Origin of the sequence: Nakamurella sp. (assembly GCF_044224575.1) — a bacterium.
In the GTDB taxonomy this organism is placed as follows: domain Bacteria; phylum Actinomycetota; class Actinomycetes; order Mycobacteriales; family Nakamurellaceae; genus Nakamurella.
Genome location: NZ_JBGAKE010000011.1, coordinates 91,692 through 104,748 on the forward strand (window position 1 = coordinate 91,692; position 13,057 = coordinate 104,748).

A 13,057-nucleotide genomic window follows, 5' to 3' on the forward strand; every position below is an offset into this window, starting at 1 on the left:
TAGACTGTAGGGCCCGCCCCAGCTTGTCGTCAACAGGCCGTGACGGCGCTCACACGACGGACGGGAACCTGCAGGTCACGGCCCTGAGCGCGGCCCATCGCTAGGATGCGTGGCATGGGTCCGTCCGACAGCTGGACAACGTCGCAACCACAGTTCGCCCGGGTGTCCGCGGCGGAGGCGGTGCTGGCCGACCTGCGCGGGGCAATCGAACGCGGCGAGCTACCGGTCGGCCAGCGCCTCCCGTCGGAGGCGGCACTCGGCACTCGTTACGGGGTCAGCCGGGCGGTGGTCCGCGAGGCGCTGCGGTCCTGCGAGACGCTGGGGCTGACCCGGACCCGGACGGGCAGCGGGACCTATGTCATCGCCGACCATGTGCCGACCACCCTGACCGTCGGCATTTACTCGAGCCAGGACCTGGTGGAGGCGCGACCGCACGTGGAAATCCCGGCCGCTGGCCTGGCCGCCGCCCGGCGCACCGCCGCCCAGCGGGACGAGCTGCGGCGGTTGATCCGGGAGATGGAGGTCGAGCACAACCCCGCGCACTGGGTGCGCATCGACACCGCGTTCCACGCGGCCATCGCCCGGGCCAGCGGCAACCAGGTCTTCGCCGACCTGCACGCGACGATGGCCCCGGCGCTGTCCCGCCAGTCCGAGACGCTCAACCTGGTCGCGCACCGCCGGGACGCCGCGAACGCCGAGCACGGCGTCATCGTCGCCGCCATCGACGCGCAACACGCGCCGCGGGCCGAGGCGGCGATGGCCGAGCATCTTGCGCAGGTGCGCCGGGCGGTGGAGGAGCTCACCGCCGGCACGTGAGCGATCGGCGGGTCAGAGTGCGCCGACGATGTCGGTTTGGGCGAAGTCGTTGCCCTTGAACAAGAGTGATCCACCCGACATCCGGGCCAGCGCGTAGCTGAAGCAGTCACCGAGATTCAGGCCGGCGGGATGGCGGCCCTTGCCGAACCGCCGCCAGGCGGCCAGGGCGGCGCCCGCCTGGGCGGCATCCACCGGCTCCGTGACGACGCCCAGCCGATCGAGCAACGCCCGCACGTCCTGGGTCGCCGCCGGACCCTGTCTCGCCTCGGCCACGATGCCGAGTTCCACCAAGGTCACGGCGCTGATGCTGAGCTCACCCGCATGCCTGACCATGGCTGCGGCATAGGCCTCGGCGTCGGACTCGCCGAATATCACCGCAGCGACCGCCGACGTGTCCAGGATGATCGGGCTCATCGCACCCCTCCGAAGAGTTCAACGGAGCGATGCGGTGCCCATGATCCGCTCACGGGCTCGCTCATCGCGGCAGACCGTGCTCGTCGTAGCCGAGGACTTCGTCGCCTGGGCGCGCGTCGAGCACGGCCCGTTCCCGCCCGCGACGGATGTACTCATCGAGGCCGAGATCGGAACCGGCCACGGCCTGGCGAGCGCGGATCCGAGCCAGCCGCTCCTGTAGGGCGCGCCGGGTGGCGACCGTGATCGACTCGCCCGCCTCGGCGGCCAGTTCCCGGGCCAGCCGATCCGTTTCCGCGTCCTTGATGTTGAGCACCATCCCTCCACCATATGAGGAGGAAAGGTGTCCGACAAGGAAGACCGCTACCGCTGCGCCGGCGGAATGCCGGCGACCGCAGCGGACAGCTCCCCCGCCTCGGCCCAGCTGTAGGACATGTGCACCCGTTCGGTCGAGGCCGGGCGCTGCCGCAGGGACAGGCCCGGCCGCCACTCCCGAGCCGGCCGGATGGGCCGCGGCACGAACCCGCCACCGCAGTTCGGGCAGACGTTCCGCAGCCGCTCGACACACGCGGCGCACCACGTGCATTCGTAGGTGCAGATCATCGCGTCCGGGGCAACCGGGGGCAGGTCCTTGTCGCAGCCCTCGCAGTTGGGCCGCAGTTGAAGGGCCATCAACGATCTCCTTCCGAGGTACCCCTAGCTCCGCACCGGGATGCCCTGCTCGTTGGTGAACAGGTTGGCCGGATCGTAAGCGGCCTTGACCTCGATGAGCCGGTCCAGATTCTCGCCGAAATACTGCTGGAGCGGGTTGGGAATCAACCGGTTCGGGAAGTTCTGGTAGCTCTCGTCCGGCGTCACGTCGGCGACGATGGCGATCTGCGCCGCCGTCCAGTCCAGCAGGTCCTGGCCGACGGACGGCGGGTCGCTGGTCTCCCACACCGGGGTCGGCCGCAGCAGCAGCGGGGAGCCGCGATGGACGTAGGCGGTGTCGGTGCGCCCGACCTTGCCGACCACGTCGCCGCCCACCCAACCCAGGAACCACAACGCGCCGTTGGCGGTGTCGGTCCGCACCGGGCACTGGGCCAGCAGGTCGACCATCTTCGCCACCCGGTCCTGCGGCAGCGCCGCCCGGGTGTAGCGCGACCAGTCACCCCAGGAGTGCGGCGCCGGATTGGCCGACGGCCACACCTGCTGCTGCACCTCCCAGAACGGCCGCTCCTGCAGCGCCGACTTCGCCGGGGAGAGCGCGACGAACGGGGCCAGCAGATCGCGGGCCTCGTCCACGGGGCCGACGTACTGGCCGCGGACGAACGCGTCGATCGCCTCCCGCGGGCCGCCGTCGCCGACCGGGGTGGCCTGCGCGGACGAGCTCAGGTTCAGGCCGGCCGGCGCCGTCTGGGACAGGGTGTCGACCGCGGCGAGCATCGCGGTCGCGGCGTCGGCGCCGCGGTAGTCGTACCGGAAGTACACGACCGTCGGCGGGGCGGGTACCAGCTGGAACTCGAACGACGTGTTCAGCCCGAAGGTGCCGCCGGTGCCGCCGCGGCAGGCCCAGAACAGGTCGGGGTGCTGGCTCCCGTCGGCATCGACGACGTCGCCGGAGGCCAGCACCACCCGGGTCGAGGTCAGGTGGTCGCAGGTCAGCCCGGCCCAGTGGGTGTTGTAGCCGATGCCGCCGCCGAGCACGAGCCCGCCGGTGCCGACGCCGAGGCAGGTGCCCCCGGGCAGCAGGAACGGGGTGTTGATCGTCTTGTCCAGCACGTCGCCGTTCAGCGCCGCGGCGCCGACCGAGGCCGTGCCCGACGCCAGGTCCACGGTGACGTCGTTCATCGCGCCGATGTCCAGCAGCAGCCCGGCGGTCGTCGACAGGCCGGCGTAGCTGTGGCCGCCGCCGTAGGGCGCGACCGGCAGTCCGTTGTCGCGGGCCCAGTTCACCGCGGTGACCACATCGGCCTCGTCCTTGCACCGGGCGATGACAGCGGGCCGCACGTCGAGGTAGCGCGTGTTGGAGGACAGTCCGGTGAACGGGTAGTTCGCGTCGAGCGGGGACAGCACGTTGCCCCGCAGCCGGCTGCGCAGATCCTGGATCGCCCCGGCCGGCACCGGGTCCGGCGCGGCCGTGGCGCTGGTCGGCGGCGGCGTCGGGGTCCGCCACTCGGGATCGGCCGACGGCCCGGCACTGCCGCCGGTGGCCGGCGTCGAGGCGCTCGACGACGGGTCGGTCGAGGTGCATGCGGCCAGTAGGCCCGCCACCGCGCCGGCGGCGCCGAGCTGCAAGGCGCGGCGGCGGTTGAGCGGTCCCGTCGGCAGGTCCGGCGGCGGGGTCATCGGACCACCTCGATCGTCTCCATCATGCCCAGGTCCTCGTGACTGACGATGTGGCAGTGGTCGACGAACTTCCCGGTGAAGTCGAGGAAGTTCGTCTGGAAGGTGAACGAGTCACCGGTGTTTCCGGTGAGGATGAACGTGTCCCGCCAGAGCGGCTTGTCGAGCAGTTGACCGTTGATCTTGGTGATCTTGAACGGGTTGACGTGGATGTGGAAGACGTGGGCGTGCTGGGGCAGCTTCTCGTCGACGCCGTTGATCACGGTCCACTCCTCCGCGGTGCCCAGCTTGACCTGGTACGGCGGGAGCTGGTCGGTGAACTGCTGACCGTCGATCCCGAAGTCCTGGAACTGGGTGCCGTCCCGCTCCACGGAGTAGGTCACCTCGCGGGTCCGGGCGATCGGCCGGATCTCCTGGTCGAACGCCGGCAGCTCGGTCGGCAGGGCCATGCTCACCGGGTCGCCGGCCACCTCGATGGTGGCGATCGGCCGGGTGACGAGCTCGGGCGGCAGGCCCTCTGTCGAGCCGGGAACGCCCTGGGTGCCGGGCTTCTGGCTGGAGCTGGGGGTGCACTGCAGCTGGACGGTGCCCGGCGCGATCGCCCGGACCAGCACCTCCACCCGGTTCCCGGCGGACAGGAACAGGTTCGGGACCAGTTCGGGTTCGGCCAGGTTCAGCCCGTCCCAGGCGATGACGTGGAACTCCAGGCCGTCGGCGACCAGGTTGATGAACTTGCCCTCAGCCGCGTTGAGGATCCGCCAGCGCACCACCTCGCCGGGCCGCATCGTCAGCGTGGGCGACAGGCCGCCGTTGATCGGGTAGAGGATCTGGTTCCGCGGGAAGAACGCCTCCGTGGAGGAGGGATCAGGGATCGGCTGCGGCACCGTGAAGGTGTCGTCGACCTCGATCGCCTGAACCACCATCAGCTGTTCGGCCGCGGCCGCGATCTCCGGCACTTCGTCGATCGCCCCGCGGACGATGATGGCCCCGGCCATGCCCCCACGGATCTGCTGGGCGACACCCCCGTGCCGGTGCGGGTGGTACCAGTACAGCCCGCCGGGATGGTCGGCCGGTACCTCGATCTCGTACTGGTAGCGCTGGCCGGGCTCGACCGTCAGGAACACGTCGTCGCCGTTGCCCTCCGGCGAGACGTGCATGCCGTGGTAGTGCAGGTTCGTCGTCGTCCACTGGTGCGGGCGGTCCATCGGCATCGGGTCCGCGCTCACATCGTGGCCACCGTGCTCGTCCATCCCGGCCGCGCCGGAGGGGTCCGGGGAGGTCGCCGACGAGGCGACACCCGCGGACGCGCTCGCCGTGGCGCCGGGCGGTTCGGCCGGCAGGTCGTTGACCAGTTCGACGCGCAGCAGGTCACCCGGCCCGATCTCCCACGTCGGCCCCGGAAGCAGTCCGTCGTAGGCCCAGGTGGTGATCGGCCGGGCCGCCCCGATGTCGACCTGGGCCGGCTGCGGCGTCAGAGTCGTCTGCAGCACGCCGTTCTCGCTCCGTCGGACGGCGGTGTCCCGGACCGAGCCGGCCGCGGAACCGGGCAGGCTCGACGATCCCGAGGGCGTGACGTTTTCCGGCGTTCCGGCGGCGGTGGACCCGCTGGTCGCCGTTCCGCTCGGCGCGGGCGAGCACGCCATCAGCAGCGGCACCCCGGCCAGCGCCGCCCCCCATGTGAGTACCCGACGGCGCGACCACTGCTCCGTCACGGCACCCTCTTCCCCCAGCCTCGCCACCGGTCGGAGTCAACATAAGCGCAGACACCGGCGGCAGCCCGGTGGGCGAGGACGACACGCACGGGCAGGTGCGCACGGGCCGGCGGGTAAATCAGCTCCCGGCCGCCGCGTAGGCCGGCAGGGTGAGGAAGTCGGCGAACTCGTCGGCCAGCGCCACCTGCTCGAACACGTTGCGCGCCAACGGGTAGCGGCTGGCCGCGTAGGCCTCCGGGCCCAGTTCGGCGGCGATGGCGGCCAGTTCCTCGTCGGCGATGCCGCGGACCAGCTCGGCGGTGACGGTGCGGCCGGTGTCCAGGGTCACGCCGTTGTGCACCCATTGCCACACCTGCGAGCGGGAGATCTCGGCGGTCGCCGCGTCCTCCATCAGGTTGTGGATACCGACCGCACCGTTCCCGCCGAGCCAGGCCTCCAGGTACCGCAGGGCGACGTCGATGTTGCCCCGCAGCCCGGCCTCGGTGATCGCGCCCGGCACGGACGCGACGTCCAGCAACTGCTCGGCGGTCACGATCACATCGTCGCGGCGGCGGTCCAGCTGGTTGGGCCGGTCGCCCAGCACGGTGTCGAACACCTCGGCACACACCGGCACCAGATCCGGGTGGGCGACCCAGGAGCCGTCGAAGCCGTCACCGGCCTCGCGCTCCTTGTCCGCCCGTACCTTCGCCAGGGCGACCCGGTTGACCTCCGGGTCCCGGCGGCTGGGAATGAAGGCTGCCATCCCGCCCATCGCGAACGCGCCGCGCCGGTGGCAGGTGGCGACGAGCAGGTTGGTGTACGCGCGCATCATCGGGGCGGTCATGGCGACACTGCCCCGATCGGGCAGCACGAACGCGGCTCCGGCGTCGCGGAAGTACTTGATCACGCTGAACAGGTAGTCCCACCGGCCGGCGTTCAGGCCGGAGGCGTGATCGCGCAATTCGTAGAGGATCTCGTCCATCTCGAAGGCCGCCGGGATGGTTTCGATCAGCACGGTGGCGCGGACGGAACCGTGCGGGATGCCCAGCTCGGCCTGGGCATGGGTGAACACGTCGTTCCAGAGCCGGGCCTCCAGATGGCTTTCCATCTTCGGCAGGTAGAAGTACGGACCGCTGCCCCGGGCCAGCAGCTCGGCGGCATTGTGGAAGAAGTACAGGCCGAAGTCGACCAGCGCACCGACCGCCGGGGTGCCGTCGATCAGCAGATCCCGCTCGTCGAAGTGCCAGCCGCGGGGCCGGGCGACGATGGTCGCCAGCCGCCGGTCGGTGGCCAGCCGGTACTGCTTGCCCTGGGGCGAATCGAACTGCAGCGTCCCGCGAATCGCGTCGTGCAGCACGAGCTGGCTGCCGATCACGTTGCGCCAGTGCGGGGTGTTCGCGTCCTCGAGGTCGGCGAGCCAGACCCGGGCGCCCGAGTTCAGCGCGTTGATCGCCATCTTCGGCTCCGGCGGGCCGGTGATCTCCACCCGCCGGTCGACCAGGTCCGCGGGCGGCGGCGCGACCGTCCAGTCGGCCGCGCGGATCGCCGCGGTCTCCGGGAGGAAGTCGAGCCGGCCGGTGCGGGCGGCCTGCGCGCGGCGGGTGGCGCGCGCCGCGAGCAGCTCGTCCCGGCGGCCGGCGAAGCGACGGTGCAGGCCGGCCACGAAGTCCAGCGCGGCCGGAGTGAGGATCTCGTCCGCGCGCGGCACGGGCACTCCCTTGACCTCGACGGTGGCGGACCCGGTGGTGGGGCTGGCGGTCACTCGATCATCTCCCGGCTCGTCGTTTATCCACAATATGGAATTGCACTCTCGCGGTTCGAAATCTACCGAGGTCCGCCGGACCGGTCAACGCGGTGTGACCCAGCCGCTAGATATATCCGCGCCGGTCACCGGGCCGGCTGTCCGGGATACCGGACAGAAGCCGGCCGTCGGCCCTATTCCCACCGGCCGGGGCGCTGATTGCATGGACTGATCCGGGACCGACCACGCGAAATGAATCACCCGGCCCGACCCGAAAGGAACGTGTCGATGCAGGGAGCACGCCCCGTCCGCGCCGCCCATGGCACCAGCCTGACCGCGAAGTCCTGGGCCACCGAGGCCCCGCTGCGGATGCTGATGAACAATCTTGATCCGGAGAACGCCGAGCGCCCCGATGATCTCGTCGTGTACGGCGGCACCGGCAAGGCCGCCCGCGACTGGAACTCGTTCGACGCCATGGTGCGCACGCTGACCACCCTGGAGGCCGACGAGACCATGCTGGTCCAGTCCGGCCGGCCGGTCGGCGTCATGCGCACCCACGAGTGGGCACCGCGGGTCATCCTGGCCAACTCCAACCTGGTCGGCGACTGGGCCACCTGGCCGGAGTTCCGCCGGCTGGAGAAGCTCGGCCTGACCATGTACGGGCAGATGACCGCCGGCTCCTGGATCTACATCGGCTCCCAGGGCATCGTCCAGGGCACCTACGAGACGTTCGCCGCGATCGCCGAGAAGCGGTTCAGCGGCACGCTGGCCGGCACCCTCACGCTGACCGGCGGCGCCGGCGGCATGGGTGGCGCGCAGCCCCTGGCCGTCACCATGAACGGCGGCGCCTGCCTGATCGTCGACGTCGACCGGTCCCGGCTGCAGCGCCGGGTTGACCACCGCTACCTGGACGAGATCGCCGACGACCTGGACGACGCCGTCGCCAAGGCCCTCGCCGCCAAGGAGCAGCGCCGCGCCTGGTCGATCGGCCTGGTCGGCAACTGCGCGCAGGTCTTCCCCGAACTGCTGCGCCGCGGCGTGGCCATCGACATCGTCACCGACCAGACCAGCGCGCACGACCCGCTGTCGTACCTGCCGCTGGGCGTCGAACTCGAGGACTGGGCCGATTTCGCCGAGCGCAAGCCCGAGGAGTTCACCGACCGGGCCCGGGAGTCGATGGCCCGGCACGTGCAGGCCATGGTCGAGTTCCAGGACGCCGGCGCCGAGGTGTTCGACTACGGCAACAGCATCCGCGACGAGGCCCGGCAGGGTGGCTACGACCGGGCGTTCGAGTTCCCGGGCTTCGTGCCCGCCTACATCCGGCCGTTGTTCTGCGAGGGCAAGGGCCCGTTCCGGTGGGCGGCGCTGTCCGGCGACCCGAAGGACATCTACGCCACCGACAAGGCCGTCATGGAGTTGTTCCCGGAGAACGACCGGCTGCAGAAGTGGATGCGCGGCGCCCGGGACAAGATCAGCTTCCAGGGCCTGCCGGCCCGGATCTGCTGGCTCGGCTACGGCGAGCGGGACAAGGCCGGCCTGCGGTTCAACGAGATGGTGGCTTCCGGTGAGCTGTCCGCGCCGATCGTCATCGGGCGTGACCACCTGGACTGCGGCTCCGTCGCCTCCCCCTACCGGGAGACAGAGGCGATGCTCGACGGGTCCGACGCGATCGCCGACTGGCCCCTGCTCAACGCGCTGATTAACACCGCGTCCGGCGCCTCCTGGGTGTCCATCCACCACGGCGGCGGCGTCGGTATCGGCCGCTCCCTGCACGCCGGCCAGGTGTCACTGGCCGACGGTTCGGCGTTGGCCGCCGAGAAGCTGGCCCGGGTGCTGACCAACGACCCCGGAATGGGCGTCATCCGGCACGTCGATGCCGGCTACGAGCGGGCCGAGCAGGTCGCCGCCGAGCGCGGTGTCCGGATCCCGATGAAGGAGAGTCAGGTCGCACCGTGAGTTTCGACGCGATGTGGTCGGCGATCGAGCCGATCGGCCGGGACGCCGGGACCGGCGGGTACCGCCGGTTCGCCTGGACCCGGGCCGACCACGACCTGCGGGAGTGGTTCGCCGGCGAATGCGCCTCTCGCGGGCTGGATCTCACGGTGGACCGGGCCGGCAACCAGTGGGGCTGGTGGGGCGACCCGGACGCCGCGGTGCGCGCCGGCCGGCCCGGGGTGGTCATCGGTTCCCACCTGGACTCGGTGCCCGACGGCGGTGCCTTCGACGGTCCGCTCGGTGTCGTCAGCGCGCTTGCCTCAGTGGATGCGCTGCGGGCCAACGGGTTCGCGCCGTCCCGGCCGATCGGCGTGGTCAATTTCGCGGACGAGGAGGGCGCCCGCTTCGGCATCGCCTGCGCCGGGTCCCGGATCATCACCGGGCAGCTGGCGGGTGACCGGGCGCGCGGGTTGACCGACGGCGATGGCGTCTCGTTGGCCGAGGCGCTGTCCCGGGCCGGCGGTTCGCCGGACGAGTTGGGTGTCGACACCGAGACCCTCCGCCGGATCGGCTGTTTCGTCGAGCTGCACGTCGAGCAGGGCCGGGCCATGGTGGACACCGGTGACCCGGTGGCGATCGGCACCGGTCTGTGGCCGCACGGCCGGTGGCGCATCGACTTTCCCGGCGAGGCCAACCACGCCGGCACCACCCGGCTGGCCGACCGGCAGGACGCGATGATCGGCTACGCGCACACCGTGCTGGCCACCCGGGCCGCCGCCGAAGGGCACGGCTGCCTGGCCACCATCGGCAAGGTGCAGGTTCGTCCCGGCGGGGTCAACGCGATCGCCAGCGGCGTCACCGGCTGGCTGGACGCCCGCGGTGCGGACGAGGCCGCCGTACTTGACGCGGTCTCGGAGATCGCGGCCATCGCCGCCGGCCACGGGGCCACGGTGCGGCGGGAATCATGGACGCCGCCGACGTCGTTCGACGCCGGCCTGGCCGACCGGCTGCTGGCGGTCCTGGGCCCGCAGGTGCCGCGACTGGGCACCGGTGCCGGTCACGACGCCGGAATCCTCGCCGTCCACGGCATCCCGACCGCGATGCTGTTCGTCCGCAACCCCACCGGCGTCTCCCATTCCCCCGCCGAGTTCGCCGAACGCGACGACTGCCTGGCCGGGGTGGCCGCCCTGACCGCGGTGACCGGGGACCTCGCGTCATGACGAGCTACTTCGCCCGCCACGCGCTGCTGCCGACCGGCGCCGCGGCCGACGTGACGTTCGAGGTCGCCGACGGCCGCTTCACCGCCGTGACGCCCGGCACCCGACCGGCGCCGGGCGGGACCGTGCTGCCCGGCGTCGTGCTGCCCGGGCTGGCCAACTGTCACAGTCACGCGTTCCACCGGGCCCTGCGCGGCCGCACCCACGCCGGGGGCGGCACCTTCTGGACCTGGCGGCAAGGTATGTACGCGGTCGCCGACGCGCTGGATCCGGACTCGTATCTGGAACTGGCCCGCGCGACGTACGCCGAGATGGCGCTGGCCGGCATCACCGCGGTGGGCGAGTTCCACTACCTGCACCATGCGCCCGGCGGTGTGCGGTACGACGACCCGAACGCCATGGGCGCAGCGCTCATCCAGGCCGCCGCCGATGCCGGCATCCGGCTCACGCTGCTCGACACCTGCTACCTGGCCGGTGGTCTCGGCCCGGATGGGCATGTCGCCCTGGGTCCTGAGCAGCTGCGGTTCGGCGACGGCACGGCGCGGGCCTGGGCGGATCGGGTCGCATCGCTGGCCGGCTCCGACTCGGTGGTGGTGGGCGCCGCCGTCCACTCGGTGCGGGCCGTTCCACTGGAGGCTCTCCCGGTCGTCGCGGAGGCCGCCGCCGGCCGGCCGTTGCACGTGCACCTGTCCGAGCAGCCCGCCGAGAACGAGGCGGCGCGTGCGTTCTACGGGCGCACGCCCACCGAACTGCTGGCCGACGCCGGCGCGCTCGGGCCGCTCACGTCGGCGGTACACGCCACCCACCTGACCGATTCGGACATCGCCACCCTCGGCCGGACCGGCACCACATCCTGCTTCTGCCCCACCACCGAACGCGACCTGGCCGACGGCATCGGGCCGGCCCGGGCGCTGCTCGACGCCGGATCCGGGCTGAGCCTGGGCAGCGACCAGCACGCCGTGATCGACCTGATCGAGGAGGCGCGGGCGCTGGAGATGCACGAACGGCTCGGCACGTTGCACCGCGGCCGCTTCACCCCCGACCAGCTGCTGACCGCCGCGACCCGGCACGACACTCTCGGCTGGGCCGACGCCGGCGCGTTGGCCGTCGGCCGGCGGGCCGACCTGGTGGCGGTGCGACTGGAAAGCGCCCGCACCGCCGGCGTCGACCCGGCGCAGATCCTGCTCGCCGCGACCGCCGCCGACGTCGACACCGTGGTGACGGATGGGCGTCCCGTCGTGACCGGCGGGCAGCACCGGCTGGGCGACGTCGGCGATCTGCTGAGCAAGGCCATCGAACCGTTGTGGAGGGCATGATGAGCACACTGGTCACCGGGATCGGGGAGCTGGTCACGAATGACGGCGACGATCTCGGCATCCTGACCGACGCGGCGGTCGTGGTCGACGACGGGCGGGTCGCCTGGGCCGGCGCCGCATCGGCGGCTCCGGCGGCCGATGCGCTGATCGACGTCGGTGGTCGGGCGGTGGTCCCGTCGTTCGTCGACTCGCACGCCCATCTGGTGTTCGCCGGTGACCGGGCCGCCGAGTTCGCCGCCCGGATGGCCGGCACTCCCTACGACGGTGGCGGGATCGCCTCATCGGTGCAGGCCACCCGGGCGGCGACCGACGACGAGTTGCGTGGGCTGGTGGCTGCCCGGGTCACGGAGATGCGGTCGCAGGGCACCGGCATCGTGGAGATCAAGAGCGGCTACGGGTTGACCGTCGAGGACGAGGCCCGGGCACTGCGCATCGCCGGTGAGTTCACCGACGAGACGACGTTTCTCGGTGCGCACGTGGTGCCGGCCGAGTACGCCGACCGGCGCGGGGAGTACGTCGCGCTGGTCACCGGCCCGATGCTGGCCGCGTGCGCACCGTATGCGCGGTGGATCGACGTGTTCTGCGAGCCGCGCAGCCCGCACGCATTCACCGCCGACGAGGCGCGGGTCGTGTTGACCGCGGGCCGGGACGCCGGTCTGGCGCTGCGGGTGCACGGCAACCAGCTCGGTCACGGGCCGGGTGTCCAACTCGCGGTCGAGCTGGGCGCGGCCAGCGTCGACCACTGCACGTACCTGTCCGATGCGGACGTCGATGCCCTGGCCGGATCCGACACAGTGGCCACGGGGGTGCGGATCGCGCTGGCGACCGACTGCAACCCGGGCACCTGCTACTCGTCGTCGATGCCGTTCGTGATCGCGTTGGCGGTCCGCGAGATGGGGCTCACCCCGGCGCAGGCGTTGCGGGCGGCCACGGTCGGCGCCGCGGAGTCGTTGCTGCGCAGCGACATCGGTCGGCTGACGGTCGGCTCCCGGGCGGATCTGACGGTGCTGGACGCGCCGAGCTATCTGCACCTCACCTACCGGGCCGGAGTGCCGCTGGCGCGGGCGTTGGGATTCGGTGCTGCGGCGAACGGGAACTGATGCCGCATGACGACTCATTCGGATGACCTCGATGACCGTGCCGACCGGCACTCCCGGCTCGACCAGCTGGAGCGCGAGATCGCAGCGGAACGCGAGCGACTGCACCGAGCCGACGCCGGCAACAGCCCCGCCGACGAGCGGTTGCGCGACGAGCGGCCGACCGATGCACGGGTGACCGACCGACGCATGGTTGACGAGCGGCCGACCGACGAACAGGTCACCGACCGGCACGTGAGCGTCGGGTCGCATTCCGACCGGCAGGTGCGTGACGAGCGCGGCGCCGACGTGAGGCACGGGCAACCGACGGAGGCCGATCATCGGACTGAATCGGTGCGGACGGTGGACCTCCCGCAGCTGGAGGAACGGGTGACGGAGAGTCAGCGGGAGGCCTGGGCGTTGGGCTATCAGGCCGGCGTCGCGGACTCGCAGACCAGGACCGGAAGCCCGACCCAGAATCCATTCCATCCGCTGCGCGGGTTCTGACCTGCACGGAGTCCTGCGCCGA

General features: G+C 71.7%; 12 protein-coding genes. 6 read left to right on the forward strand and 6 right to left on the reverse strand.

Annotation, left to right across the window (positions count from 1 at the left end):
- Positions 1 to 114: 114 nt before the first annotated feature.
- Positions 115 to 816: a FadR/GntR family transcriptional regulator gene (locus ACILSK_RS14230; protein WP_395727825.1), complete on the forward strand. Its 702-nt coding sequence runs from the start codon at positions 115 to 117 to the stop codon at positions 814 to 816.
- A gap of 12 nt (positions 817 to 828) precedes the next feature.
- Here the strand turns inward: ACILSK_RS14230 and ACILSK_RS14235 are convergent, their stop codons facing one another.
- From ACILSK_RS14235 to aceB, 6 genes are all read right to left on the reverse strand, one after another.
- A complete protein-coding gene (locus tag ACILSK_RS14235) occupies positions 829 to 1,230 on the reverse strand; it encodes a type II toxin-antitoxin system VapC family toxin (protein WP_395727826.1) in 402 nt (133 codons plus the stop codon).
- A gap of 61 nt (positions 1,231 to 1,291) precedes the next feature.
- A complete protein-coding gene (locus ACILSK_RS14240; protein ID WP_395727827.1) occupies positions 1,292 to 1,546 on the reverse strand; it encodes a type II toxin-antitoxin system VapB family antitoxin in 255 nt (84 codons plus the stop codon).
- Between the two features lie 44 nt (positions 1,547 to 1,590).
- The gene (locus tag ACILSK_RS14245; RefSeq protein ID WP_395727828.1) at positions 1,591 to 1,899 is read right to left on the reverse strand and encodes a DUF1272 domain-containing protein; all 309 of its coding nucleotides are present in this window, start codon (positions 1,897 to 1,899) and stop codon (positions 1,591 to 1,593) included.
- Between the two features lie 24 nt (positions 1,900 to 1,923).
- A complete protein-coding gene (locus tag ACILSK_RS14250) occupies positions 1,924 to 3,555 on the reverse strand; it encodes an FAD-binding oxidoreductase (RefSeq protein ID WP_395727829.1) in 1,632 nt (543 codons plus the stop codon).
- Positions 3,552 to 5,264: a multicopper oxidase family protein gene (locus tag ACILSK_RS14255; protein ID WP_395727830.1), complete on the reverse strand. Its 1,713-nt coding sequence runs from the start codon at positions 5,262 to 5,264 to the stop codon at positions 3,552 to 3,554. Before ACILSK_RS14255 ends, ACILSK_RS14250 begins: the two co-directional genes overlap by 4 nt.
- A 118-nt stretch (positions 5,265 to 5,382) precedes the next feature.
- Positions 5,383 to 7,005, reverse strand: coding sequence for a malate synthase A (gene aceB, locus ACILSK_RS14260; protein ID WP_395727831.1), 1,623 nt, complete (start codon positions 7,003 to 7,005; stop codon positions 5,383 to 5,385).
- A gap of 267 nt (positions 7,006 to 7,272) precedes the next feature.
- On the opposite strand from aceB, the gene hutU reads away from it, so the two are divergent.
- The 5 genes from hutU to ACILSK_RS14285 are packed head-to-tail and all read left to right on the forward strand — an operon-like array spanning position 7,273 to position 13,035.
- Complete coding sequence (gene hutU / locus ACILSK_RS14265) at positions 7,273 to 8,940, forward strand: urocanate hydratase (protein WP_395727832.1); 1,668 nt, start codon at positions 7,273 to 7,275, stop codon at positions 8,938 to 8,940.
- A gap of 11 nt (positions 8,941 to 8,951) precedes the next feature.
- Positions 8,952 to 10,139, forward strand: coding sequence for an allantoate amidohydrolase (locus ACILSK_RS14270; protein ID WP_395727901.1), 1,188 nt, complete (start codon positions 8,952 to 8,954; stop codon positions 10,137 to 10,139).
- Complete coding sequence (locus ACILSK_RS14275) at positions 10,136 to 11,452, forward strand: formimidoylglutamate deiminase (RefSeq protein WP_395727833.1); 1,317 nt, start codon at positions 10,136 to 10,138, stop codon at positions 11,450 to 11,452. Before ACILSK_RS14270 ends, ACILSK_RS14275 begins: the two co-directional genes overlap by 4 nt.
- The gene (locus ACILSK_RS14280; RefSeq protein WP_395727834.1) at positions 11,452 to 12,552 is read left to right on the forward strand and encodes an amidohydrolase family protein; all 1,101 of its coding nucleotides are present in this window, start codon (positions 11,452 to 11,454) and stop codon (positions 12,550 to 12,552) included. Before ACILSK_RS14275 ends, ACILSK_RS14280 begins: the two co-directional genes overlap by 1 nt.
- A gap of 6 nt (positions 12,553 to 12,558) precedes the next feature.
- Entirely contained in the window at positions 12,559 to 13,035 is a 477-nt protein-coding gene (locus tag ACILSK_RS14285; protein WP_395727835.1) for a hypothetical protein, read from the forward strand.
- Positions 13,036 to 13,057: the final 22 nt, after the last annotated feature.

What these genes read in the sequence shown, in the direction of transcription:
- ACILSK_RS14250 (WP_395727829.1), bottom strand. Translation starts at nt 3,555, where the DNA reads ATGACCCCGCCGCCGGACCTGCCGACGGGACCGCTCAACCGCCGCCGC.
- ACILSK_RS14230 (WP_395727825.1), top strand. Translation starts at nt 115, where the DNA reads ATGGGTCCGTCCGACAGCTGGACAACGTCGCAACCACAGTTCGCCCGG.
- ACILSK_RS14275 (WP_395727833.1), top strand. Translation starts at nt 10,136, where the DNA reads ATGACGAGCTACTTCGCCCGCCACGCGCTGCTGCCGACCGGCGCCGCG.
- hutU (WP_395727832.1), top strand. Translation starts at nt 7,273, where the DNA reads ATGCAGGGAGCACGCCCCGTCCGCGCCGCCCATGGCACCAGCCTGACC.
- ACILSK_RS14270 (WP_395727901.1), top strand. Translation starts at nt 8,952, where the DNA reads ATGTGGTCGGCGATCGAGCCGATCGGCCGGGACGCCGGGACCGGCGGG.
- ACILSK_RS14245 (WP_395727828.1), bottom strand. Translation starts at nt 1,899, where the DNA reads ATGGCCCTTCAACTGCGGCCCAACTGCGAGGGCTGCGACAAGGACCTG.
- ACILSK_RS14235 (WP_395727826.1), bottom strand. Translation starts at nt 1,230, where the DNA reads ATGAGCCCGATCATCCTGGACACGTCGGCGGTCGCTGCGGTGATATTC.
- ACILSK_RS14280 (WP_395727834.1), top strand. Translation starts at nt 11,452, where the DNA reads ATGAGCACACTGGTCACCGGGATCGGGGAGCTGGTCACGAATGACGGC.
- ACILSK_RS14285 (WP_395727835.1), top strand. Translation starts at nt 12,559, where the DNA reads ATGACGACTCATTCGGATGACCTCGATGACCGTGCCGACCGGCACTCC.
- ACILSK_RS14240 (WP_395727827.1), bottom strand. Translation starts at nt 1,546, where the DNA reads ATGGTGCTCAACATCAAGGACGCGGAAACGGATCGGCTGGCCCGGGAA.